Source organism: Maritalea sp. (assembly GCF_051251695.1).
Lineage (GTDB): Bacteria > Pseudomonadota > Alphaproteobacteria > Rhizobiales > Devosiaceae > Maritalea.
Genome location: NZ_JBPOEU010000021.1, coordinates 1 through 23,415 on the forward strand (window position 1 = coordinate 1; position 23,415 = coordinate 23,415).

The 23,415-nt window shown below is 49.5% G+C and carries 30 protein-coding genes, 1 pseudogene and 1 riboswitch; of the genes and pseudogenes, 10 read left to right on the forward strand and 21 right to left on the reverse strand.

The features are described 5' to 3' along the window. Positions 1-834 (reverse strand): annotated as a pseudogene (locus ACSHWX_RS13020) (IS3 family transposase); the annotation flags it as partial. Positions 835-1,253: 419 nt separating this feature from the next. Continuing rightward, complete coding sequence (locus ACSHWX_RS13025) at positions 1,254-2,435, reverse strand: NAD(P)/FAD-dependent oxidoreductase (protein ID WP_435668657.1); 1,182 nt, start codon at positions 2,433-2,435, stop codon at positions 1,254-1,256. Positions 2,436-2,572: 137 nt separating this feature from the next. Beyond that, positions 2,573-2,736, forward strand: a riboswitch (FMN riboswitch). Positions 2,737-2,842: 106 nt separating this feature from the next. Between ACSHWX_RS13025 and ACSHWX_RS13030 the strand changes: the two genes are divergently transcribed. Continuing rightward, positions 2,843-3,760, forward strand: coding sequence for a DMT family transporter (locus tag ACSHWX_RS13030; protein ID WP_435668658.1), 918 nt, complete (start codon positions 2,843-2,845; stop codon positions 3,758-3,760). A gap of 67 nt (positions 3,761-3,827) precedes the next feature. On the opposite strand, the gene ACSHWX_RS13035 is transcribed toward ACSHWX_RS13030, so the two are convergent. The 4 genes from ACSHWX_RS13035 to ACSHWX_RS13050 form a co-directional block, all read right to left on the reverse strand. Next, the gene (locus tag ACSHWX_RS13035) at positions 3,828-4,574 is read right to left on the reverse strand and encodes an SDR family oxidoreductase (RefSeq protein WP_435668659.1); all 747 of its coding nucleotides are present in this window, start codon (positions 4,572-4,574) and stop codon (positions 3,828-3,830) included. 24 nt (positions 4,575-4,598) lie between these two features. Beyond that, a complete protein-coding gene (tdh, locus tag ACSHWX_RS13040) occupies positions 4,599-5,627 on the reverse strand; it encodes an L-threonine 3-dehydrogenase (RefSeq protein WP_435668660.1) in 1,029 nt (342 codons plus the stop codon). Next, a complete protein-coding gene (locus tag ACSHWX_RS13045) occupies positions 5,624-6,829 on the reverse strand; it encodes a glycine C-acetyltransferase (protein ID WP_435668661.1) in 1,206 nt (401 codons plus the stop codon). Before ACSHWX_RS13045 ends, tdh begins: the two co-directional genes overlap by 4 nt. A gap of 112 nt (positions 6,830-6,941) precedes the next feature. Beyond that, positions 6,942-7,511, reverse strand: a complete 570-nt coding sequence (locus ACSHWX_RS13050; RefSeq protein WP_435668662.1) for a helix-turn-helix domain-containing protein — start codon at positions 7,509-7,511, stop codon at positions 6,942-6,944. Positions 7,512-7,652: 141 nt separating this feature from the next. Between ACSHWX_RS13050 and ACSHWX_RS13055 the strand changes: the two genes are divergently transcribed. Then, the gene (locus ACSHWX_RS13055; protein ID WP_435668663.1) at positions 7,653-8,381 is read left to right on the forward strand and encodes a Crp/Fnr family transcriptional regulator; all 729 of its coding nucleotides are present in this window, start codon (positions 7,653-7,655) and stop codon (positions 8,379-8,381) included. Here the strand turns inward: ACSHWX_RS13055 and ACSHWX_RS13060 are convergent. From ACSHWX_RS13060 to ACSHWX_RS13075, 4 genes are all read right to left on the reverse strand, one after another. Then, entirely contained in the window at positions 8,378-8,854 is a 477-nt protein-coding gene (locus ACSHWX_RS13060; protein WP_435668664.1) for a nucleoside deaminase, read from the reverse strand. The two genes, ACSHWX_RS13055 and ACSHWX_RS13060, sit on opposite strands and share 4 nt — an antisense overlap. 65 nt (positions 8,855-8,919) lie before the next feature. Continuing rightward, positions 8,920-9,240, reverse strand: coding sequence for a DUF167 family protein (locus ACSHWX_RS13065; RefSeq protein WP_435668665.1), 321 nt, complete (start codon positions 9,238-9,240; stop codon positions 8,920-8,922). Positions 9,241-9,262: 22 nt separating this feature from the next. Continuing rightward, positions 9,263-9,556, reverse strand: coding sequence for a YggT family protein (locus ACSHWX_RS13070; RefSeq protein WP_435668666.1), 294 nt, complete (start codon positions 9,554-9,556; stop codon positions 9,263-9,265). Between the two features lie 370 nt (positions 9,557-9,926). Next, on the reverse strand, positions 9,927-10,382 hold the full coding sequence (locus ACSHWX_RS13075; protein ID WP_435668667.1) for a TerB family tellurite resistance protein: 456 nt from the start codon (positions 10,380-10,382) through the stop codon (positions 9,927-9,929). A gap of 123 nt (positions 10,383-10,505) precedes the next feature. Here ACSHWX_RS13075 and ACSHWX_RS13080 point away from each other — a divergent pair, with 123 nt between their 5' ends. Then, a complete protein-coding gene (locus ACSHWX_RS13080; RefSeq protein WP_435668668.1) occupies positions 10,506-11,018 on the forward strand; it encodes a hypothetical protein in 513 nt (170 codons plus the stop codon). 11 nt (positions 11,019-11,029) lie between these two features. On the opposite strand, the gene ACSHWX_RS13085 is transcribed toward ACSHWX_RS13080, so the two are convergent. From ACSHWX_RS13085 to ccoG, 5 genes are read right to left on the reverse strand one after another with little or no spacing between them, the layout of a single operon-like run. Continuing rightward, the gene (locus tag ACSHWX_RS13085) at positions 11,030-11,314 is read right to left on the reverse strand and encodes a 4a-hydroxytetrahydrobiopterin dehydratase (RefSeq protein ID WP_435668669.1); all 285 of its coding nucleotides are present in this window, start codon (positions 11,312-11,314) and stop codon (positions 11,030-11,032) included. 20 nt (positions 11,315-11,334) lie between these two features. Beyond that, positions 11,335-11,496, reverse strand: coding sequence for a cbb3-type cytochrome oxidase assembly protein CcoS (gene ccoS / locus ACSHWX_RS13090; protein WP_435668670.1), 162 nt, complete (start codon positions 11,494-11,496; stop codon positions 11,335-11,337). Next, complete coding sequence (locus ACSHWX_RS13095; protein ID WP_435668671.1) at positions 11,493-13,793, reverse strand: cation-translocating P-type ATPase; 2,301 nt, start codon at positions 13,791-13,793, stop codon at positions 11,493-11,495. The genes ccoS and ACSHWX_RS13095 overlap by 4 nt, the downstream gene beginning before the upstream one ends. A gap of 11 nt (positions 13,794-13,804) precedes the next feature. Then, positions 13,805-14,287 carry a FixH family protein gene (locus ACSHWX_RS13100; RefSeq protein ID WP_435668672.1) on the reverse strand — a complete coding sequence of 161 codons (483 nt, stop codon included), beginning with the start codon at positions 14,285-14,287 and terminating at the stop codon, positions 13,805-13,807. A 2-nt stretch (positions 14,288-14,289) separates the two neighbouring features. Then, positions 14,290-15,864, reverse strand: coding sequence for a cytochrome c oxidase accessory protein CcoG (gene ccoG, locus ACSHWX_RS13105; RefSeq protein ID WP_435668673.1), 1,575 nt, complete (start codon positions 15,862-15,864; stop codon positions 14,290-14,292). 256 nt (positions 15,865-16,120) lie between these two features. On the opposite strand from ccoG, the gene msrB reads away from it, so the two are divergent. Beyond that, positions 16,121-16,570, forward strand: a complete 450-nt coding sequence (msrB, locus tag ACSHWX_RS13110) for a peptide-methionine (R)-S-oxide reductase MsrB (protein ID WP_435668674.1) — start codon at positions 16,121-16,123, stop codon at positions 16,568-16,570. Positions 16,571-16,605: 35 nt separating this feature from the next. Here msrB and ACSHWX_RS13115 read toward each other — a convergent pair whose 3' ends face one another. Beyond that, entirely contained in the window at positions 16,606-16,971 is a 366-nt protein-coding gene (locus tag ACSHWX_RS13115) for a hypothetical protein (protein WP_435668675.1), read from the reverse strand. Between the two features lie 86 nt (positions 16,972-17,057). On the opposite strand from ACSHWX_RS13115, the gene ACSHWX_RS13120 reads away from it, so the two are divergent. Beyond that, a complete protein-coding gene (locus tag ACSHWX_RS13120; protein WP_435668676.1) occupies positions 17,058-17,651 on the forward strand; it encodes a TetR/AcrR family transcriptional regulator in 594 nt (197 codons plus the stop codon). Here the strand turns inward: ACSHWX_RS13120 and ACSHWX_RS13125 are convergent. Continuing rightward, entirely contained in the window at positions 17,648-17,863 is a 216-nt protein-coding gene (locus ACSHWX_RS13125) for a GDCCVxC domain-containing (seleno)protein (protein WP_435668677.1), read from the reverse strand. The two genes, ACSHWX_RS13120 and ACSHWX_RS13125, sit on opposite strands and share 4 nt — an antisense overlap. A 179-nt stretch (positions 17,864-18,042) precedes the next feature. Here ACSHWX_RS13125 and ACSHWX_RS13130 point away from each other — a divergent pair, with 179 nt between their 5' ends. Together ACSHWX_RS13130 and ACSHWX_RS13135 are read left to right on the forward strand one after the other, a co-directional pair. Continuing rightward, positions 18,043-18,339, forward strand: coding sequence for a CBU_0592 family membrane protein (locus ACSHWX_RS13130; protein ID WP_435668678.1), 297 nt, complete (start codon positions 18,043-18,045; stop codon positions 18,337-18,339). Continuing rightward, positions 18,323-18,922, forward strand: coding sequence for a GNAT family N-acetyltransferase (locus tag ACSHWX_RS13135; protein ID WP_435668679.1), 600 nt, complete (start codon positions 18,323-18,325; stop codon positions 18,920-18,922). The genes ACSHWX_RS13130 and ACSHWX_RS13135 overlap by 17 nt, the downstream gene beginning before the upstream one ends. On the opposite strand, the gene ACSHWX_RS13140 is transcribed toward ACSHWX_RS13135, so the two are convergent. Further along, on the reverse strand, positions 18,919-19,434 hold the full coding sequence (locus tag ACSHWX_RS13140) for a hypothetical protein (RefSeq protein ID WP_435668680.1): 516 nt from the start codon (positions 19,432-19,434) through the stop codon (positions 18,919-18,921). The two genes, ACSHWX_RS13135 and ACSHWX_RS13140, sit on opposite strands and share 4 nt — an antisense overlap. Positions 19,435-19,664: 230 nt before the next feature. On the opposite strand from ACSHWX_RS13140, the gene ACSHWX_RS13145 reads away from it, so the two are divergent. Beyond that, the gene (locus ACSHWX_RS13145; protein ID WP_435668681.1) at positions 19,665-20,324 is read left to right on the forward strand and encodes a DUF6058 family natural product biosynthesis protein; all 660 of its coding nucleotides are present in this window, start codon (positions 19,665-19,667) and stop codon (positions 20,322-20,324) included. A gap of 3 nt (positions 20,325-20,327) precedes the next feature. Here the strand turns inward: ACSHWX_RS13145 and ACSHWX_RS13150 are convergent, their stop codons facing one another. Next, entirely contained in the window at positions 20,328-20,654 is a 327-nt protein-coding gene (locus ACSHWX_RS13150; protein ID WP_435668682.1) for a hypothetical protein, read from the reverse strand. A 171-nt stretch (positions 20,655-20,825) separates the two neighbouring features. Here ACSHWX_RS13150 and ACSHWX_RS13155 point away from each other — a divergent pair, with 171 nt between their 5' ends. Further along, positions 20,826-21,266: a MarR family winged helix-turn-helix transcriptional regulator gene (locus ACSHWX_RS13155; RefSeq protein WP_435668683.1), complete on the forward strand. Its 441-nt coding sequence runs from the start codon at positions 20,826-20,828 to the stop codon at positions 21,264-21,266. 11 nt (positions 21,267-21,277) lie between these two features. On the opposite strand, the gene ACSHWX_RS13160 is transcribed toward ACSHWX_RS13155, so the two are convergent. Further along, positions 21,278-21,667 carry a winged helix-turn-helix transcriptional regulator gene (locus ACSHWX_RS13160; protein ID WP_435668684.1) on the reverse strand — a complete coding sequence of 130 codons (390 nt, stop codon included), beginning with the start codon at positions 21,665-21,667 and terminating at the stop codon, positions 21,278-21,280. A 216-nt stretch (positions 21,668-21,883) separates the two neighbouring features. Here ACSHWX_RS13160 and ACSHWX_RS13165 point away from each other — a divergent pair, with 216 nt between their 5' ends. Further along, positions 21,884-22,462 carry a flavodoxin family protein gene (locus tag ACSHWX_RS13165; protein WP_435668685.1) on the forward strand — a complete coding sequence of 193 codons (579 nt, stop codon included), beginning with the start codon at positions 21,884-21,886 and terminating at the stop codon, positions 22,460-22,462. An 86-nt stretch (positions 22,463-22,548) separates the two neighbouring features. Here the strand turns inward: ACSHWX_RS13165 and ccoP are convergent, their stop codons facing one another. Then, on the reverse strand, positions 22,549-23,415 hold the full coding sequence (ccoP, locus tag ACSHWX_RS13170; protein ID WP_435668686.1) for a cytochrome-c oxidase, cbb3-type subunit III: 867 nt from the start codon (positions 23,413-23,415) through the stop codon (positions 22,549-22,551).

Genomic DNA, 23,415 nt, shown 5'->3' on the forward strand with positions numbered 1-23,415 from the left:
CACGCGAGATAAACTCACTTCCATTGTCGACCCTTATTGTTTTGGGATAACCAGCTGTACGACACACGAGCTCAAGCGTTTGCACCACATCTTCACCTTTGTAGCTAAACCTTGGATCAGTCGCTGGTGAGAACCGAGACCAGGTATCAATGATTGTTAAGATACGCAGTTTACGCCCTGTTGCTAGTTGGTCATGCACAAAATCCATCGCCCATACTTGGTTTGTATGAGTAGCCTCGCAGCGGTCTTCCCTTAACTTGGCTTTTACGCGTCGCTTCGGCGTCTTGTTACGCAATTGCAGACCCAACTCATTGTAAAGCCTACGAACTCGTTTTTGATTTACGAGCCAGCCCTCACGTTGCAACAGGACATGAACGCGCCGATATCCGAACCGAACACGCGTTTCGCATATCTCTTTGATCCTCGCCTTTAAAGCCGCCTGATCACCACGCTTGGACTTGTAGGTATAAAGGGAGCGATCAATCCGCAATGCACTACATGCTTTGCGAATGGACACACGCCAAACCTCTCTGACCTCATCAACAAGCCTGCGTCGACGATCAGGCTTCAGAGCTTTTTTGACAGAACGTCCTGCAACATAGCTTTGTCTAAAGATAAGTCAGCCACCAGCTTTTTCAATCTTCCATTTTCGTCTTCAAGCTGGCGTAATCGTTTCATTTCTGAAGGCATCAATCCTGCATACTTCTTGCGCCAATTGTAAAACGTTGCCACACCTATTCCTGCTTTGCGACATACTTCCGCGATCGTTGCGTCACCCTCCACTTGTTTCAAAACAAACGCAATTTGAGCTTCGCTAAACTTTGAGGCCTTCATAAAACTCTCCTTCTCCCGCCTTCGGGGTCATAAGTGGAAAATTCCAACTCTAAATGGTCTTAATAATTGGGGGCACGTCAGCTCCTCTTCGGACTTCAGTGGGTTAACAAACCATAAAGATAGAGCCGTTCAGGGGATAATTGCGCCCAACTGAAATCTTTGCGACACCCTCGGCTCTCTTTTACGCGCCGCCTTCGCGAACTGCGTTCGCTTCCCCGGCACCCCCGCCAATTGTTCGTTCCTTACCTATTCAGAAAACGCAAAAATCGGAACAATTGAGTGACTACAACAGATTCACTGAACCAATTCTTGGGCGGCCAGCCCGGCCAACTTTTTGGCCGCGCCCGCGCAGGTGCAAGAAATTGCATAGGCCGGTTTTAGGCCGTCATGCAATTTTTGAAACGCACCGTGAGCGAAAATTAGACACTCTGCCCAGCAACCCAGCCAGAAGACCAAGCCCATTGGAAATTATACCCGCCAAGCCAGCCTGTCATATCCACCACTTCGCCGACAAAATACAGTCCCGGCACTTTTTTGGCTTCCATGGTTTTATTGTCCAACTCGTTCGTCGAGACTCCACCCAACGTCACTTCCGCTGTGCGATAGCCTTCTGATCCGGTGGGTTTGATCCGCCAATGATTGATCTGATCAGAAACAGCTTTGAGTTTCTTGTCACTCAAATCCGCCAACCGGCCCTGCACGCCAGATTGCTCCAGCACAAACGCCACCAGTTTCTTCGGCAAGAAACCCGCAAGCACCGTTTGAATTTCTTGCTTGCCATTGGCCTGCCGCGCTTCTTTTAGCGCCACCATCAAATCCATATCCGGCAACATCCCAATTTCAACCTCATCGCCTTCTCGCCAAAAAGACGAGATTTGCAAAATCGAAGGACCGCTTAACCCGCGATGGGTGAACAACATCGCCTCCGAAAACTTAGTTTTTTGATGTTTCACAACCGCATCATCCACAGATATGCCGGACAATTCCTTCATCGGCTCCAACATCGACGGGTCAAAGGTCAATGGCACCAACGCGGGTCGGGTCTCAACAATTTCAAGCCCGAAATGCTGCGCAACTTCATAGCCAAAACCTGTCGCCCCCATCTTGGGGATCGACTTCCCACCCGTCGCAATCACCACACTTTGTGCCGAATAATGATCCCCATCAACAGTTAGGTGAAACTCATTGTCCATTTTGGCTATGTGAGTAACTTCAGCCCGCATCCGCAACCGGCCACCTGCTGCTCGCATATCGTTTAGCAGCATATCTATGATTTGCTGCGCACTTTCATTGCAGAACAATTGGCCAAGCGTTTTCTCATGGAAATCAATATTCTGCTTTTTCACCCGCGCGATGAAATCATGCTGGGTGTAGCGCTTCAACGGTGAAATCGCAAAGCGCGGGTTTTCGCTTAAAAACTGCTTGAAGCTCGTGTGGATATTGGTGAAATTGCATCGCCCCCCGCCCGAAATGCGGATCTTTTCACACGGCTTTTTCGCATGATCCACCACCAAGACATCACGCCCACGCTTTCCCGCTTCAATGGCGCACATCAGCCCGGCAGCACCACCACCAATTACAATCACATCGTGTTTTTTCAAGACATCGCCTCTAACTAAGTTCGCTTGGTCATGCTGTTCATTCACTCAAATGTCAATTCATGTGCAAACGTAAAACACTTGCTCTTTAATTGCACCTCGTGCTAAATCCGCTCCACCGCTGGAATAATCCAGCGGTTAAACCTTCTCAGGGCGGGGCGAAACTCCCCACCGGCGGTAACATAATTCTTAAGTGAATGATGAAGCCCGCGAGCGCCTTATTTCCTTTTTGAAGAAATAAGGGTCAGCAGATCTGGTGTAACTCCAGAGCCGACGGTCATAGTCCGGATGAAAGAGAAGGGTGAGTAATACGCCACAAAACCAAGGGTGCAGTGCGCCATTTGGGGAATTGTGCGCATATACCCTCCCTAATCACGCCCTGATTCTGTTTTGTTCGAAAGGAACGAGATATGGATCAGACCGTAAAAACTTCAAGCACAGGTCTAAGCCTGAAAAGTCCGGCTATTTTAGCTGGCCTTTATATGGTTGGCGCAGGCATTGCCTTTGCCGCCGTCAATTCACTCACTCAACTGGCCACATTGATTGAGGGCACGTCCTCAACCTCAGCCGCGTTTTGGCAATATGCCATTGCCGCGTTGGTCAGCGCACCATTTGTGCTAAAAGCAGGCCTTGCCGGTCTTAAAACCGACCACCTCACTTTGCACATTCTGCGCGTTATCGCCGCGACCATTGGTGTTCAATTGTGGGTATACGGGCTTTCACTTGGCGTCCCGATTTGGCAAGCGATTGCCCTCATCATGACATCAACATTTTTCGTCACCATCGGCGCTGCATTGTTGCTCAAAGAAAAAGTGGGCCCCGCCCGTTGGCTCGCAACCTTAGTTGGTTTTGCCGGCGGCATGATCATCTTGCAACCATGGTCAGATGCGTTTGAATTGAAAACATTGCTGCCCATTGGCGCCGCGTTTTTCTGGGCCGTAACGTCGCTTTTCACAAAAGAGCTGACCAAAACCGAAAACCCACAATCAATCACGCTCTATCTGTTGTTACTGCTCACCCCGATCAATCTTGCATTGGCCCTTGGCACACCAACCGGTATCGCCATTTCAACCGCCCCTGCGATCCAGTGGATCATCATTGCAGGCCTATTGGTTGCGTTGGCGCAATGGTTGATCACCAAAGCATACGCCACCGCGGACGCGGCCTATGTGCAGCCCTTTGATCACCTAAAACTGCCGTTCAACGTGTTGGCTGGCTTTTATGTGTTCGGATGGGTGCCCGGCGGCGATCTATGGCTCGGCGCAGCACTCATCATCGCCGCATCCCTATTTATCGCACACCGCGAAAGCCAAGCACAATCTGCTTAATGGCTTTCCACGCCGGGCGCGGCCCTTATCGCGCCCGGCAGTTCAAATGATCGATAAGTTTCGACAACTACATGCCACCCGTCACCGGCATAATTGCCCCATTGGTGTAGCTCGATTTTTCCATCGCCAACCAAACTGCGGCTTCCGCAATTTCCTCGGGTTCTGCAACACGCCCCAGTGGGTTGATGCTTGCAACCATAGCCGGACGGTCTGGATTGCCTGTGCGTTCATGGATATCCGTGTTCGCGGTGCCTGAATGAATGGCGTTCACCCGAATGCCATCGGGTCCGACTTCTTTCGCCAAACCAATTGTCAAACTGTCCAGCGCTCCTTTTGAGGAAGCGTAGTGGATATATTCATTTGGACTGCCAAACTTGGCCGCCATCGACGACATATTGACAATGGAGCCACCCTGGCCGCCATCAGATTTCGCCATCCGCTTAATCGCTTCTTGGCAACAATAAATGGCGCCAAACAAGTTCACCTGAAATACCCACGCCAACACGTCTGGTTTCAAATCAACCAGCTTGCCCGCTTCACCAACAATCCCCGCATTATTGATCAATATGTTGACCGGCCCCAATTGATCATCACATGCACGAAAGAGCTGTTTAACGTCACCCAGATCAGCAACGTCCGCCCGCACGCAAATCGCGTGTACACCAAGTTCTTGGCATGAAGCAACAATCTGATCAGCGCTCTGCCGATCAGCTTGGTATGAGATGCAAACATCAGCCCCCGACCGAGCCAGTAAAAGAGCAGTCGCTGCACCAATGCCGCGACTGCCCCCTGTAACAATAGCAATATTTTTCATGATCTTAGGTTAAGCGGCCAAATCTTAGCTGGCAATATCCAAAATCACCTTGTTGGCTTCTCCAGACGCCACAGCCTCAAACCCTTTGGCAAAGTCTTCAAACGGCAGATGATGTGAAATTACCGGGGTGACATCCAAACCGCTTTCAAGCATCGCCAGCATTTTGTGCCAAGTCTCAAACATCTTGCGCCCATAAATGCCTTCAAAAGTGAGGCCTTTAAAAATCGCTGTATTGAGATCCAGTTCAACTTTACCGGGAAACAGACCAAGCATCGCCACTTTACCGCCGGTGATCATCGCATCAATCATTGCGGACATGGCAGGGGCTGCACCAGACATTTCCAACCCAATATCAAAACCTTCGCGCATACCCAAATCGGCCATAACATCCTTGAGGTTCTCTTTATCAGCCCGCACACCACGGGTTGCACCCATTTGTTTTGCGAGCGCCAAGCGATCATCGTTCAGGTCGGTAACAATAATGTGGCGCGCACCAACGTGGCGGCAAACGGCGACGGCCATGCAGCCAATCGGCCCAGCGCCGGTGATCAGCACATCTTCGCCAGACACATCAAACGCCAAAGCGGTATTAACCGCATTGCCCAACGGATCAAGGATCGACGCGACATCATCACTTATGCTTTCTGGCAACAACCGCACATTGGCTTCGGGAATGGCAATATATTCAGCAAAAGCCCCCGGTGTGTTGACCCCAATGCCCTTGGTGTTGGCACAAATATGTGCCCGGCCCGACTGACAATTGCGGCAATGTCCACAAGGAATGTGCCCCTCGCCCGAAACCCGTTGCCCCACCTTCACTTCGGTAACATCAGCGCCAATTTCTTCAACTGTTCCCACATATTCATGACCCGTGACCATGGGCACCGGTACGGTCTTGCGCGCCCAGTCATCCCATTTCCAAATGTGCATGTCGGTGCCACAAATCGACGCTTTTTTGACCTTGATCAAAACATCATGGTCGCCAATGGTCGGCTTTTGTACATCCTGCATTTCTAAGCCGGGTGCATCTTTTGCTTTTACGAGCGCTTTCATGAAATCACCCCAAGCTTTTTGCCCACGATGGCAAACGCTGCGATGGCCTGATCCAAATCATCCTTTGTGTGCGCGGCAGACATTTGCGTGCGAATACGCGCTTGGCCTTTAGGCACCACAGGGAAAGAAAACGCGGTAACGTAAATGCCTTGCTCGAGCATGCCCTTTGCGAACTTTTGCGCCAGCACAGCGTCGCCCAGCATCACAGGAATAATCGCATGTTCGCCCGGCACCAAATCAAAGCCAAGCTTGCTCATTTCTGCGCGGAAATATTTGGCGTTGATCATCAAAGTTGGTCGAAGTTTTGGGCTTGTCTCAACAATATCAAGCGCTTCCAACGTCGCTGCCACAATCATCGGCGGCAATGCATTTGAAAACAAATATGGCCGCGCTTTTTGGCGAAGCATGGTGACCAATGCTTTTGGCCCCGCAATATAGCCGCCCGCCGCACCACCAAGCGCTTTGCCGAACGTACCCGAATATAAATGTACACGGTCCGCGACCCCATGGTGGTGGGGGGTGCCTTGGCCTTTTGGGCCCATAAACCCAACCGCATGGCTATCATCCACCATCACTAATGCGTCATACTTTTCCGCCAGATCACAAATACCCGGAAGGTCCGCAATAATGCCATCCATGGAAAACACGCCATCCGTAACGATCAACCGGTGCCGCGCGCCCTGGGCTTCTTTCAACTTGGCTTCCAAATCCGCCATATCATTGTTGGCATAGCGGAACCGCTGCGCTTTACAAAGCCGAACCCCATCGATGATGGAAGCGTGGTTTAACGCATCCGAGATAATCGCGTCTTCTGCGGTGAGCAGCGATTCAAAAATACCGGCATTTGCATCAAAACAAGATGCAAACAAAATCGAATCTTCCGTCCCTAAAAACGAAGAAAGCCGCGCTTCCAATTGATGGTGCAAAGCTTGAGTGCCGCAAATGAACCGAACAGACGCCATGCCCAAACCATGTTCTTCAATCGCTTTGATCGCCGCTTTGCCCAATCGTTCATTATTGGCCAGCCCCAAATAATTGTTGGCGCACATATTAAGAAGTGGCAAATCAGCGCCACCATCAGGGTTCTTCACCGCAATATTGGCAGCTTGAGGCGACGTAATCTGATATTCACTTTTAAACAGCCCGTCTGCACGCAGCATATCTAAAGTTTTCTCAGTATCTGAAATGAGGTTATGGGACATTGGAAAGCCTTTATACTGGATTGATTCCAATATATCGGATTTTTCCATTCAATCAACATCAGATCGACATCAAATTGCTCGAATTTCAAACTGGCCTGATCAGTGCGCCTAGCTATTTCGGCAACGCAACAACCAAAAATGCATGCGCTTCCTCATCGCCCACATTGTGGATTGCATGGGGTTGATCGGCTCGATAACGTAATGTGTCACCGGCCTGGGCTTGCGCTTTCAAATCACCGGCTTCAACTTCAATCGTGCCTGAAATACAAGTGAGGTGCTCCATGGTCCCCGCCGCATGTGGCTGGGAAAGTAAACTACCCCCTTGTTCAGCCACAAAATCATACCATTCAATCGGCATAGCGGTGCGCGGTGGGTTCAATAATTTCACCACGCATTTCCCGTCAGCACTGCCTTTTGACGGTGTCGAATAGGCGGGAATGTGCGTGATCATGTGATCGGAAACCGCCCGCTCACCCAACAACGAAAGGTCTAGCCCCAACGCCTGTGTCAAATTCCATACCAGCGTAAATGTTGGGTTCACCGCCCCCCGTTCAATTTGGCTGAGCATGGACTTTGAGACTCCGCACCGTTCGGCCAACATCTCCAACGTTAGATTGTGATCCTTACGCGCTTTGCGCACAATGGCGCCAAGGTGGGGCGGTGGCAGCAAGTTCTCTGGCATGGTGTGGCAGGCTCTTTCCATTATAGTGGACTGTTTCCACCAAACCACAAAGATCCCAATGATCAAAGCAAAAATTCGCACGTTCACCACGCTGGCCAATCCCATCAAATATGCTATTGATAAGGCGATTGGGAGATTGGCATGACGACAAGAAAAGACATTCACAATTCAGACATTCCAAAGCTCTGCCAAGCCTGCGAGGCGCGTCACCGTGGCATTTGCGGTGCGTTAGAACCCGATCAACTTTCTGAACTGGCCAAACATACACGACAAGTGAAACACGAAAGTGGTTCTGAACTCGTCGCTGATTCTGAAGAAGTGACATCCTACGCAAATGTTATGCAAGGCGTTGTGAAGCTAACCAAAATGCTGTCAGACGGACGTCAGCAAGTGATTGGTCTCCAATTTGCGCCAGATTTTCTGGGCCGTCCTTTTGCAACACAAAGCAAAATGTGTGCAGAAGCCGCATCCGACGTCAACCTGTGCAAAATTCCGCGCAGGGCTTTAGAAACGATGATGAAAAAGCATCCAGAGTTGGAACACCGCCTGCTGATGCAAATCCTAAAAGAGTTAGACAGTGCGCGTGAGTGGATGGTGACTTTGGGCCGCAAAACCGCAGCTGAAAAAGTCGCAAGCTTTCTTTATCTCATCGCAACCAATATCGACCCAACAATTGACGTCGAAGAAATGTCATCGGCCAACTTTGAGTTGCCCCTCACCCGGATCGACATTGCCGATTTTTTAGGTTTAACCGTTGAAACAGTTTCACGTCAGCTCACAAAATTACGCAAAGACGATGTAATTCAAATCGAGCACAATCGTACCTTTGTCGTGCCGAGCATGGAACGTTTAGAACTGCGTTGCGGCTAGGGTGTGGACTCAACTTCTTCAGCGATGTCTTCTGCCCACAATTCAGGCTTTTCTTTAATAAACCTCGCCATCAGATCAATGCAGGCTTGATCGTTGGCCAATATAATTTCAACGCCGCGCTCGCGTAAAAAATCTTCATTGCCACCAAAATTGATATTTTCGCCAATCACCACGCGCTCAATGCCAAACTGCACGATAGTGCCCGAACACATCATGCAAGGTGATAGTGACGTATAAAGCGTCATCCCCTTGTAGGAGGATTGCCGCCCAGCTTTGCGCAAACAATCCATTTCCCCATGGGCAATCGGATCACCGCCCTGCACCCGCTGGTTTCGACCCTTTGCGATCAGTTCCGGCCCGCGCGCGAGCACAGAGCCAATTGGACACCCGCCTTCTTCAAAGCCGGCCAACGCCTCGTCATAAGCAAGCCGCAAAAACCGCTGATCATCATTGTTGAGTTGAATGTTGGACATGTCATTTCCCCGTCATCTACGCCAATTTTTTCCAGCCTAAGTGAGCCAGAGGAAATTGGCCAACCCTAGATACTTAGACCCTCCAATTGAGTGATCAGCATATCGTCATCATTTGATTTAACTGAAAGGGTTTTTTGCCGGCCCTGTTGGCCACGCACGATATCTATATCGCTTTTGCGAAGGCCAAAATGTTTAGCGAAAAGCGCAATAACGGCTTTGTTCGCTTGGCCTTTATCAGGCACGGCACGAACGCGAAGGGCCAAATAGGCTTCGCCATTGTCACGCAGCTCCACTTTGCCGACTTGATCTTTATTTGCGTTGGGGGTCACCCGCACAAAAACCTCAAGCCCAGAGCTTATTTGGCGCCAGGCTTGATCATTTGTCATGCTCGAATTCGACTTCTTAAGATCAGAAGTAAATACCGTTGGCCCAACTGCGCAACAGCGACTCGAGGAAAAAGATAATCACGAACAAAACAATTGGTGAAATATCTAGACCGCCAATATTGGGCACAAACCGGCGAATAGGCTTCAGCAATGGGGCTGTAAGCCCATCGACCAAGCGCCAGATCATCGCCACAAATTGGTTGGTTCCATTGATGATATTAAATGAGAATAACCAGCTCATGATGATCATGATAATCACGACCCATCTTACCAGTCCCAAAACCATCAACAATGTTTGGATTATGGCCAATAGCATCTAACGCATCTCCTGTTTGCCTATCGCTTTCGCATATGTAGCGATTAAGGGAACAAACAACAAGAGGCGGATTAGTCGGCACGTCACGAATTCAAATTGCAGTTAAATTTATGGCCTGCTCCCGAAATACGCCGGACGAGCAGGCCATAATAATTGTCGGATACGCAAAACTAAATCCCGACCCCACCTAAACTGCACAAAGCGTGCCAGTTTATTCGGCGAGGTAAATTTACAATTCACGTATGATGTGTGGGGTTTTTGCTCAGCTTCATTAACCATTGGCCCAATGCAGATTGCAGCCTGCGTCGCAACTTGCATTGCAATTTGCAAATAACGTCTCCCGAACGAAGGTTTCAAAAATGATAGCCGATTAGGAATCGCTTTGAGTTTCGCCACGCACCTGAGCGCGTAAAACAGTCCGATCCCGCGAGGAAACACCAATAAGTTCGGCCACCCGCCATACCATATTGTCTTCCAACTCGTGATTTTGGTTGTCGGCGAACACCACTTCCCACATCATACGGATAATGTTGAGTTTTTCGTCTAATTCCAATTTGTTCAACGTCGCTGTAAACGCATAAAAATCCACAGCTTCCTGGTCTTTTTGTGTGGCCAACACCACCAGATCAGCCACCTCAGCCGTGCTCAATTGATAGTTTTCTATCAACGTCTTTTCGATGGTTTTGCGCTCATCGTCGCTCACTTGGCCATCAACAGCGGACAAATGCACCAACAATGCCGCTGCGCAAAGTTTGGGATCAAGCAACGGGTCTTCCATATCGCCATCAGTTTTGACACCTAGTAATCTGGTGATTGCATCAAACATAATTTTCCTGCCGCTACTTTTTTCTGTTTCTTAGCTGTAAACTCTTGTCAGCATCCACTCAACCGCCAAACCGTGCCGTATGGTTCGACATTGCGCAAAATAATGTTTTCAGGATAATGTCTAATGCTCAGAACTACCAATCTAATCGCCTGCTTTTTGTTCCTTTTGGGCGAAACGATGCTGTTCGCCGCAAACAGGTATGACCCCATCAACGCCAGTATTTTGATGCTCGCCATGCTTTTATTGGCACTCAGTTCAGTCCGGTTTTTGTTCGCGCCCTTTGCACCCAGCTCCAATCGGGTGGGCGCTAGCTTACTTGTCTTCGGCTTTTTCTCATCCGCATTTTTCTTTTTTGATATCATGGGATTTGGCCTTACCCCTCATTCAAGCCACTTCGATCGAACGCTATTTTGGGGACCGCTATTGTTTCTGATGTCGGGCGCGGTTTTGTTTGCGGTTTGGCTCTATCCGCTGGGCAAAATCGACAAGGCGTTGGGCTTAACACTGCCACTTGCCTTGCTGATCTACGCAGCACCAAGGCTCTTAGCGCTCAGCCCAAGCGCGCAACTTGTCACAGCTTTTACCCTGTGCGCCACACTGGTGTGGCTCGCACTTTACAAAATCAGACAGTTTTAGAAAAAGGGGCGCTAAATCAATTGGTCAATTTGCTTGGCCAAATCAATGTCTTTTTGGGTCAATCCACCCGCATCATGGCTCGTCAAAAATATCTCAACGCTTGAATAGACATTGGACCATTCGGGGTGATGGTTGGCTTTTTCAGCCAAAATCGCCACCCGGCTCATAAACCCAAATGCGTCCACGAAATTGGCAAACTTGAATTGTCGCACAATGCCATTCTTCTCTTGAATGTCATCCCATTCGCCGACCTGCTTTAGTGCGGTCTGGCGTGCCTCGCCTGCAAGAACAGCCAATGTGATTCTCCCCTATTGCTCTAGTCTTTTGGCGGCGCGTCGTCAGCGCTATCATCCAAAATTCGCTGTGCAGCGCCGTCCATATCTTCATATTGGCCAGAACGCAGCGACCACATAAACGCCCCAAGGGCAAGCAACCCGACAAGTAGTACAACGGGGATGATAATCAATAAAGGGGTCATTCAGCGGGTATCACTTTTGTTTTTACTGCAGAACTCGAACTCGGCGCTATGGGTACAAGTGTGCGCTTATTCTTGTCCAACCGCAACCGCAACCGCAACGCGTTTAGCGTGACCAACAAAGACGAAGACGACATGGCAATTGCAGCCACAAGAGGCGTCGCAAATCCCATAATCGCTAAGGGGATAGCCACCATATTGTAAGCAATCGCCAATCCAAAGTTTTGCTTTACCGCACGTCGCGCTCTTTTGGCCAATGAAAGCGCAAACGGGATTTGATCAAGCTGATCTCGCGTCAGCACAAAGTCAGCGGCATTGCGCCCGACATCTGCCGCGCTGGAAGGGGCCATCGAGACGTGCGCTGCCCGCAATGCAGGTGCATCATTCATGCCATCACCCACCATCAACACATGATGTTGTGTGCCAGAAAGGGCACTCAGGGCATCAAGTTTATCTTGGGGCGTTTGGCTCCAATGCACATCTTGAAGGCGCAAAATCCGCGCGGCCTTTTCTACGGGGCCCTTGCGGTCACCCGACAAGAGGGTGATACCTTTGATTTTGGCTTGGATTTGTTCAACCAAGCTAAGCGCTTCAGGCCGCAATTGATCTTCAAAATCAAAGCTCGCCACATATTGCCCATTCTTTGAAAGGTATGTCCGGCTAAGCCCTTTTGCATCGTCAGTATCTTCAACAGCGCAAAACGCTGCACGTCCCAACCGCCATTGAACACCATCTTTGATGGCCTCAACGCCTTGACCCGCAATTTCTTCAACCCGGTCAAACACGCCTGTTTCTATATCTTTATGCGATTGCGCCAGAGCTTTTGAAAAAGGATGACGGCTTAGTCGGGCCAATTGGACACCGATTTTTAAGTCATCTTGTTCGCCAAAATGCATGCCCATAAATTCTGGCTTGCCTTTGGTTAGTGTGCCGGTTTTATCAAACGCCACATGATCGACTTCTGCAAGCCGTTCAAGCGCCGCGCCATCACGCATCATAATACCCTGCTCAAATAACCGACCAGCGGCCACCACATGCACAATCGGAACCGCCAACGCCAACGCGCAGGGACACGTAATAATCAAAACCGCAATCGCGGTTACCAGCGCATGGTGCCAATCACCATTGTAAAACCCCCAACCCAAAAAAGTCGCTAAGGCCAGTAAATGCACCACCGGCGCATAAATTTGTGCAGCACGGTCTGCAATGCGTTTATAGCCCGCTCGACTGCCCTCGGCCGCTTCCATCATCTCTACCATGCGCGCCAAAAAGCTCTCATGGGCAGGTTTTGAAACAGCCATAGTAATAGGACTTGAAAGATTGGTCGCCCCTGCCAAGAGGTGAGAGCCTTTCTTAATCTGCTCGGGTGCTGACTCTCCGGTCACAAGGCTTAGATCAATCTCGCCTTCACCATTTAAAACGCGCCCATCAACTGGGATCCGCTCGCCAGCGCCAATATCAAGTTGCATTCCCGGCTCAATTTGATTGAGCTTAACGAACGCATGGGTGCCATCTTCAAGCCGTTGGGTGGCCCCACGGGGCGCAAGCGAAGCCAAGTTCCGCACAGCAGAACGTGCCCGTTCGCGCATCAAATGGTCTAGGGTTCGTCCAATCAGCAAAAAGAACAGCAGGGTAACCGACGCATCAAAATAGGCATGTTCACCCGAATTCAATGTTTCAAAAACACTCAAGCCAAGGGCCAAAATCACCGCCAGCGAAATCGGCACGTCCATATTGAGACGACCAACTTTAAGCGCAGAAACCGCAGAACGGAAAAAATGTTGCCCAGCAAAAGCCACAGCTGGAATGGCGATTAACGCCGAAATCCAATGAAACAAGTCCCGCGTCGACGCATCCGCGCCCGACCAAATGGAGATCGAGAACAGCATAATGTTCATCGCTGCAAAGCCGGAAACCGCAAGGGCGCGCACCAATTGTGAGAAGGTTTTGTCTTTGGCGTTCTCGTCCTCAGCTTCCAAGAGCATAGAACGATATCCAGCGCGATTTACCGCTGCCACCAACTCAATAGGCTGCATATCACCTGACGTACGCCAAATAATTTTGACCCGCTTTGTCGACAGATTAACCCGACCAACCTCAACGGCGTCCAGCTTGCCCAACTCGGTTTCAATCGAGCGCATACAGGCCGCACAATGCATGTCCGGAACGGCAAACTCTACTTGCCGTCGCCCGTCCGTTAGATCGATGGATGCAGAAATGAGGCTTTCATTGTCAATTTTGTTTTGGCCTTTTTCCGCCAATTCACTAGCCGCTTCAACGCCGGGGGCACAACAACTCATCTTTATGCTCCCTATTGAACAATAATGCGCTCACGATAAGTAAAAGGCTCACCCGCTTCGCTGGTGAGGGAAACAAAGATATCCCAAGCACCAGATCCCAACGCGTAGTCTGCTGAATATGCGCCCTCTTTGGGCAGCAAAGTGATCAGTTGATCTTCGCGCTCGTGGCTGGGGCGTTTTAATTCAGCTTCCGCAAAACCCGCCTTAATCGCTTCACCTTGATCGTTTTCCAACCGGTAGGTGATGGTGCCGTTCTGATATGTCAGATTTGGCGTCCAACCCAGTGCATCCTGTGTTCTTCTCGCGGCCAATTTTTCATTGAAACCTTGGCTCGCCACATAGGAGTTTTTGACCACAAGGCCAGTCCAACTGGAGGTGGCGAAATAGGCCATGATTAAATTGACCGTGATGATGGTGCCGAAGAACAACCCGACCACAAGGATCATATGCTTTCCGGTAAACTCACGCTGTTTTGGTTGATCCAATTGGCTCATGATCAATTTCCTATTTTCGGTGTTTCAAATTTCACCAATTCGCGTGATGTTTCATCACCAAACATATCTTCAACAATAAAGCTAAACCGAGTTGGCTGCTCACTCAAATCCTTCGGGTCCGCCCGCACGTAAATGCGCAGCGGCATCACGCGGTCAGGCTCCACATCCAAAACAATTTGTTGTTTAGGATCATTTGCAGAACTTGCAAGCGTCATCTGTCCACCCGGCAAACCTTCAATCGACAGTTTTATGGTGCGTGGTTCAGGTGTCATGTTTAGAATTTTGACATCATAGCCATTGCGCACAGCCCCGTCACTTAACATTACAAACAGCGGATTACGGTCATGCTGCACATTCACGTCCAACCGGTCGCGCATGGACAAAACAACCAACATAGATAGCCCAATGGCCGCCCACACGCCAAAATAGATAAGCGTACGCAACCGAACAATGGTTTTAAGACTTGTTTCTTTGACCTGCTCGATCAGCTTACCCGCTTTATCCCGGATATTGTCAGGCCGAATGATATTCGCCTCGTCAGTCGCCAAGCCCATATTGGTGTTGTAATCGTTCAACGTGGCATAAGAAATAAGCCCACGCTCTTTGCCCAACTTGTCCATCACATTATCGCACGCATCGATACAAAGCGCGCAAGTGATGCATTCAAGCTGCTGCCCATCCCGAATATCAATGCCCATTGGGCACACCACAACGCAGGCATTGCAATCAACGCAGTCGCCGACGACCTTGCCTTCTTTGATTGCTTTTTTGGAGTGCTTGTTGCGCGGCTCGCCCCGCCAATCATTGTAAGTAACCGTCAGCGAAAACTCATCAAGCATCGCCCCCTGAATACGTGGCCAAGGACACATATAGGTGCAGACTTGCTCCCGCATTAACCCACCAAAAGTGTATGTGGTCGCTGCCAAAATAAGAATGGTGAAATAGGCAATGGATGGCGCTTCAAACCGCACCACGTCCCAAAATAGCGTCGGCGCATCAGCAAAATAGAAAATCCACGCCCCTCCGGTCGCGATGCCGATTAAAATCCAGGTGCTATGCTTTGCCACACGGCGCCAGATTTTATCAAAACTCCAACCCGCCTTGTCCAATTTCATCCGTTGGTTGCGGCTGCCCTCAAAGAAGCGCTCAACGACCAAAAACAAATCAACCCAAACGGTTTGTGGGCAGGTATATCCGCACCATGCGCGCCCCACGGTGGAGGTCACCAAAAACAGCCCAACCCCGGCCATCACCAACATGCCCGCGACATAATAGAATTCTTGCGGCCAAATCTCGATGAAAAAGAAATAGAACCGTCGATTGGCCAGGTCCAACAACACCGCTTGATCGGGCGCATATTCGCCACGGTCATACCTAAGCCACGGGGTGATGTAATAGACGCCAAGGGTAAGCGCCATAATCACCCACTTCAACTGGCGAAAAAACCCACTTGCCCGTTTTGGAAAAATCTTTTTACGCGCCGCATACAGTTCTGGACGATTTTTCGCAGCATTGACCGCTTCCACATCGAACTGATCAACGCCGGGGTTTGTCTGTGTAGGTGTTTTAGTGCTCATGTCGATCCAATCCCTATCGATCGCTATTGTATCAACCTATTACTTTTCCACTCTTGTAACTTTGATTTGGGTCAAATAGCCATCCATGCTGTCGCACGGGACAGCCTGTCGCAGGCTTGCCTGTTGCACCCGCATCAACGGGATATCACACTTTAGTGCAAAAGAGTTGTTGTCAGTTTTTCTTGAAGCATCAAACCAGCATGATTATGTTGCATATTCAACGTCATGTTGCAGATTAGAAGGGCCCTTTTCAACGATGACCAAAAATTACCAAAAAACTGATGCTGCAATTCAAAACCTCACCCCCGAACAGTTTCGCGTCACCCAGAAAAATGGTACCGAGCGCCCGTTCCAAAATGAGTTTTGGGATCGAGACGATATCGGGATTTATGTCGACATCGTGTCCGGTGAGCCATTGTTCGCATCGTCGGATAAATTTGACGCGGGTTGCGGCTGGCCAAGTTTTACCCGCCCCATCATCGCGGAGCATGTGGCTGAGTTAACCGACGCCACTTTTGGCATGTCCCGCACCGAAGTGCGCTCGAAAGACGGCGATAGCCATCTCGGCCATGTATTCAATGACGGACCAGTCGACCAAGGCGGCCTACGCTACTGCATCAACTCAGCATCGTTGCGGTTCATCCCCCGCGCGCAAATGGAAGCCGAAGGATATGGCGAATTGTTGAGCCTTTTCCCAGCAGAATAAAACACCAACCTCCCCCGCCAAACGGCGGGGGAGCTTTAAGCACGCGCCGATTTTGATCGAAATAGGCTCCACAATATGGTGATGGCTGCGATTTGAGCAGCGACTACCGCTGGCCAAATTAGGGGGAACTGTGGGTCGATATACTTTTGTGGACCATACGAGATCAGCGCCAAAAGAACAGCCACCCCAGACAGCACCTTCCCGACCCACCCTTCATTCGGGCCAACCAGCATTGCCGCCAATGCGACACCTATCGAAACGCCAACCAACGGGCCAATTCCTGAAATCGGAATAACAGTTGGTGGATGCGGGGGCACTTTAGCAAACAGCGCCGCAAGCATAATGACCTGTAAAACAATCAACATCGCCAATGCTGCAACAGGGTGTTTATCTTCATTCATGTTTAATCTCCAAAGTGTAATTTGGTGTACGGTTGCATCTATATGTAATTTGGTGTACGGATTTGTCAACCCCTAGGAGCAAGAACTTGCGCGACGAAAAAAAACTGCAAAAGCAGCAAGCAATTGAGATAGCCGCCTATGCACTCATTGAAGAAAAGGGCTATTTGGGCACATCTATGCTCGCGATAGCCAAACGCGCACGCGCATCCAACGAAACGCTTTATAATTGGTATGGCGACAAACAGGGCTTGTTTCGGGTGCTCATCGAGCAGAATGCCAAGAAGGTTAGCCAACTGCTCGACGAGGCTTTGCAAAAAGACCGTTCACCGCATGACACCCTATCTCAGCTAGGCCCGCTCCTCTTGGAGCTGCTACTTGGCAGCCGTGCGATCGCGCTCAACCGAGCAGCCGCAGCTGACCAAAGTGGTGAACTGGGCAAGACGCTTTCCCAATCGGGAAAAGAAACAATATTCCCACTCATCGTGGAGAACTTTTCAAAATTTAGTAGTTTGGATCAAAAGCAAGTTCTAGAAGCGGCACAAACATATCTTGCATTGCTTGTCGGCGATCAACAAATCAGACGGGCAATCGGTGCCGTCGAAATGCCTACAAAAGGTGAAATAACTGCGCGGGCAAATTGGGCGCTAAGTTCATCGCTAAAACTATATGATCTAGGCTAACAACACGCCTTGCCCTCTTGAATAGGAGGACAAGGCACCGTTCCATATGAACAATAAACACAGCAGTCACCCGCCAGCGGCTTCAATACTTCACCACACGATTTGCAGTCATAAAAATACTGACACGCATCGGTGGGCATTTGCTCGACCGATTTGTGCGCGCATTTCGGGCAAGTTATTTCAGAAGTTAGTTCAATAATGATTTCGGCCATAGGTTCTCCCGTTTCAACCTTGGCGCAATCTTGTTCGTCCCGCAAATCACTTCGCGTTTACGTCGCATTCAATGAACTCCATCTTTCCCGTATGACTGCAAAAAGTGCTGGCGTAGATATAATTTGTGGGCTTTGATGCAGGTCCAACCTCATGATCCAATATTTCGAGAAACACATATATGTTTGACGCGTTTGCCCAGATAACTTGGATTGATTATGTCGGCTCGTTCGGCACGCTTATGGTGGTGCTTGCCTATTTTTTGACCCAACTGCGCATGATGAGTGCAACTGATCTGGCGTTCCCGATCATCAATCTAATTGGCTCAGTGCTCATCGGTGCGTCGCTCTATTTCAATTTCAATTTGGCTTCTGCCCTAATTGAATTCTTCTGGATCATCATTTCTATTTTCGGCATCGTGATGTGGCTGCGGGACAATCTAAATAAAAAGGACACATCAAATGAACAAATGGATTGAGCCTATCGAACTGGAAGGCGAGCACGTCAAAGCCGTCCCGCTTTCCCATGAGCATACTCAAGATTTAGAAGAAGCTGCCGCTGACGGCGAATTGCACCGGCTTTGGTATACGGCGGTGCCCAAACCTCAAGATATCAGCACCAAGATCGACCAACACCTGTCGCTCCAAGAAAGCGGCAGCATGGTGCCCTTTGCGATCATCGACAAAGCTAGCGGTAAAGCCGTTGGCATGACCACCTATATGAACGTCGATAATATCAATAAACGCCTAGAGATCGGCTCCACCTGGTACGCTAAATCCGTGCAGCGCTCACCGTTGAACACCGAGTGCAAAATATTGCTGCTCACCCATGCGTTCGAAACGCTGGATGCAATCGCCGTGGAATTTCGCACCCATTTCATGAACCAACAAAGCCGGCGCGCAATTGAGCGTTTGGGCGCAAAACTGGACGGCGTGTTGCGGCGTCACATAGTCCTGCCCAACGGCACCGTGCGCGACACCGCCGTTTATTCAATCATCCCCAGCGAATGGCCCAGCGTAAAAGCCAATTTGCAGTGGAAACTGGACATGCCGCGAGATTAGGCATGTTCGCTCAAATCAATATTTTGAATTCGACCCCTGTTTCGCACGAAGGTCCAAACGCGAACAGCACGACCGGCAAATATGCCTGAAATGACACCTTTGACCACAACAAGGCCTAGATAGAGTAAAGGCTGAACCAGCAGTTCAGGTGCAAGCGCGCTCAAAAATCCATTGATGAAATTGGAGGAAAAGATGATCAATATGGTGATCATCGTCACCCACTCGCCTTTTACCTGCACGCAATTGCCATCTACCGACATCAGCCAGTTTTTCTGCCAAGCAAAACCCAGCAGCGCACCTATTCCATAGGTGATCGCAAACAGCGCCCAAACCAGCGCGGGGTTTGGCAAATCCAACATGCCCCCAACAGAAAGCACACCTAAAAGAGGCACAAAATACATCAAAACAACCGGCATGGTGCGTTGCTTTGTGGCGCGAAACCCCAATGCGAGCAACAAGACCAGAAGCGGCCAAACCCAAACCGGCACGTTCTTTAAAATTTCCAAAACCATTTTCACATCCTTTTGACAATCGATCGCCGGAGGAATGAATGAAAATGCATGGCCTGTCCGCATCTCTTACGCGAATTTGAAGGAACCTTCGTCAGCGGCCCAGCATTGCAATTGGCGAAGCGTCAATGGCAATTATATTCGCAGTACAGCAATAATTCGGCCATTGCCGAACTATATCATCCAGAAAGTATGCTAGTAATTATGCAGTTCAACTCGTATGAGGCCGAAAAATGTTGTTGCCCTATCTGTTTTCAAATTTCTACGAGGCCGCAGAGTTCTGCGCCCGTGCTGATTGCTCCACAGACGAATTCGCACAAATGCAAGCGCATAAAATCACGCCAAATGCCTCATATCAACTTGAGACGAATATGGAAGTGACGTCTTACATCGGCGTTCATCAAGAAAATTGCGCGCTTCAATTTTATCCCAAATCAGGCTTAGATTGGCTGACCCTGTTGCAAAACACAAACATCACCAACGAGGCTGATGCAAAGCAAGCTTTCACCACTCAATTTGAAGCAACGAAAACAACATTGGCCAGCAGCCCAGGGGGCAAGGAAATTCTTGGCGTTTTTCCTGAACTGATCGCCGCATTCGATGATCATCAGCTGGAGGCAACTTGGCAACACTTTTTGGACGGGACCTATGGGATTTGCACCCGCACTGGATTGCCGGACGCGATATTTCTCAAGCAATTCTATGTACGCCTAATTGACCAAATGGTTGGCCAATATAGTGCCAGTTCAATTCCTGAGAAATCTAGAGTTATGTTGCAAAAAGCGATTTTTTGTTTGGACCAAGTTGAAGCAGAATTTGCGCCGCACGAAGTTACTCAATCTTCGCGCCAGCGCTGCATTATTGATGTCCGAGCAAACTATTTTGACGTTTAAAACCTAATCACCAAGCTTTTCCACATCGCCTACTATGATTTTGGTCACTGTGGCACGTTTGGCGCCAGACTTGTCATGATAGGCAATTTCACCCGGCGCGTAATGGAGGGACCAAACCACTTCACCCAACTTGTCCCAAACAACGCTATATCCATCGTTGTGGAGTTGCCAAGGTCCGGTTAACAGCCCATGTTCAAAATGCTGCATATAGGCCATCCCCGATGGATGATAATAAACATGGCCCTCTTTGCCTTCAATGGTCCGCAAATAAACGCTGTTGCCCGTAAGCAGTACGCGGATTGTTTCGGAACTTATATTTTGCTCTGACATACGTGTCCTATATTTGAATTTACAACTGAAGTTGGCAAATGCGCGGGCGCGAAAAGTCCGTCAACACCGCAGCGCTTGGGCCAATTGCTTTTCGCCAATCTACGCCTTGCCCCTACCTGCCATATCGTCTAGTTTCTTGACTATATTGAACAACACAGAAAGTCAAGAAACTTGACTGAACAACCGCAAGCAGCTCTAATTGATCATATTGGCCTCGACCTCTGGCAAGCGGCAACAAGTTGGAAACAGCAGCTAACGGATCAAATGGTCGCGCTGGGTCATAATTGGTACGCGGGTGCGCCTGGCGCAGTGACCATGCATATCGGGCCGATCGGCATCAACCAATCTAAGCTGCAAGCCAATTTGCTGATGTCCAAGCAAGCGGTACAGCAATTACTGGATAAGTTGGAACATGATGGCGTGATCGAGCGCGTGCCTGACCCAAAAGACAGAAGGGCCAAAATCGTCCAGTTTACCAAAATCGGATTGCAGGCCTTTGCCGCTGCCAATCAAATCAAACGTGATATCGAAGCAAAGTATCGAACAGCATTAGGCGAAGACGAGTTTGAAACCTTGCGCCAATGCTTACGCAAAATCGCCGATATCAAATAAAATCCAACAGCCTATGCGGCAGCCGCAGCCTCAACTTTTGCGGCTAAATTGGCACGTCCCCAATCGCGCAAACTGTCCATTACTGGTTCAAGCTTCAAACCCAATTCGGTTAGCGAATATTCAACATGGGGCGGCACAACTTCAAAAACTTTACGATGAACGATCCCGTCCGCTTCAAGCTCCCGCAGTGTGAGCGTCAACATACGCTGCGTTACATTTGGGATCGCGCGGCGCAGTTCCCCAAACCGCAAGGGGCCATCTATTAGGCTATGGGTGATGATCAATTTCCACTTTCCACCAAGGTTCGAAATGGCAAAAACTACTGGGCATAGTTCACTTCTATCGTGATCACTAAAACCCTCTGGCAGTTCAACACCTGCATGATGTTTCAAATCGCACATTTTTTTCTCCTGAGCAAATTGCCGAACAAGGCCGCACAAACGCCCTAAAATCCTGACCAAATTTCATTTCACCAAATCTGATGGTATACTTTTTGTATCTACAATACAAAATAGTGCCTTCTTGCGATTTTTATACTAATGCGCATTTTATTGTCAAGCAAGCCGATCAATGCACACGCAACGGCATTGCACGAACAAACAACAAATGAGCTTAACATGTCAAAAATTGCAGTCGTTTATCACTCCGGCTACGGCCACACACAAAAACAAGCAGAAGCAGTCCGCGATGGCGCGTCAGCAAACACCAATGACCAAGTCGATCTAATTCCAGTGGATGACGTCGACGAGCATTGGGATACTTTGGCCGCAGCAGACGCCATCATTTTTGGCTCACCCACCTATATGGGCGGCGTTTCTGCCCAGTTTAAAACTTTCGCGGACAAGTCCTCAAAAGTGTGGGCAGAGCGGGGCTGGCATAATAAACTTGCAGCTGGCTTCACCAACTCATCAAGCCAAAATGGCGACAAGCATTCTACATTGCAGCAATTGTCTGTGTTGGCGGCACAACATGGTATGCTTTGGGTGCCACTTGGTTTGGCGCCAGGCAACAATTCATCCACCGGTTCAGTTGATGACGTAAATCGCCTTGGAAGTTCCCTTGGCGCGATGGCGCAGTCAAATGCTGATCAGGGCCCCGAACATGGTCCATCCAATTCAGATTTAGAAACAGCCAAACTGTTGGGCCAACATGTAACTGATCTCGCAAATCGATTTAGCCAAGCGCAAGCTGCTTAGTAAATCCGTACCGGAATAAAAGAAGCCCCGGGGCGCTTTTTCAAGCAGCCCCGGGGCTTAGTTCCCTCCAAGGAACATTCGTGTCGCTATTCGCCACCACCAAGGGAGTGGACATAAACAGCTAATTGTTTAACCGTTGCATCGCCCAAACGTTCTTGCCAAGCAGGCATCATACCGTGTTTTGGTGCCGAAATTTGCTGAGCAATCAAATCGGTTGTCCCGCCATAAAGCCACAGCGCATCTTTAAGATTTGGCGCACCTAGCTCTTGGATACCTTCACCCATTTCACCGTGACATGCCGCACAATTCTCTTCAAACAGCACCTTGCCGTCGGCAACATGAGTTTCATCATGCTCGATACCTGAAAGGCTGGCAACGAAGTCGGCTGTAGAACGAATTTCAGCAGTTTCTAATATTTCGCCAAATGCTGGCATATCTGAAATTCGCGTATCTTCATCCGCTTCATAACGCACACCGTGCGAGATGGTGGCATAAACGTCTTCAATTGTGCCACCCCAAAGCCAGTCATCATCATTCAGGTTGGGGAAACCAGCAGCACCGGCGGCACCCGCGCCATGACATTGTGAACAGTAAACCTTATAGGCTGACTTTCCGCCCTGCACCGCAAACCGGCGAAGGTCCTCGTCAAGCAGCACATCGCCAACGTCCATGGCTTCGATTTTGTTCACAAACCCTGATTTGGCTTCTGTCGCCAAAGCAACATCTTTTGCCAATTCACCACGACTTGAATAACCAAGTAGACCGGGCGTTGCCCCTTTAATTAAGGGGATGGCCGGAAACAAGATCACATAAACAAGCGACCAAGCAATACAAGCATACCAAGTCCAGAGCCACCAACGCGGCAATGGATTGTTCAGCTCTTTAATGCCGTCCCATTCGTGCCCGGTTGTCTCAACACCAGAGATATCGTCAATTTCGTTCTTATCACTCAT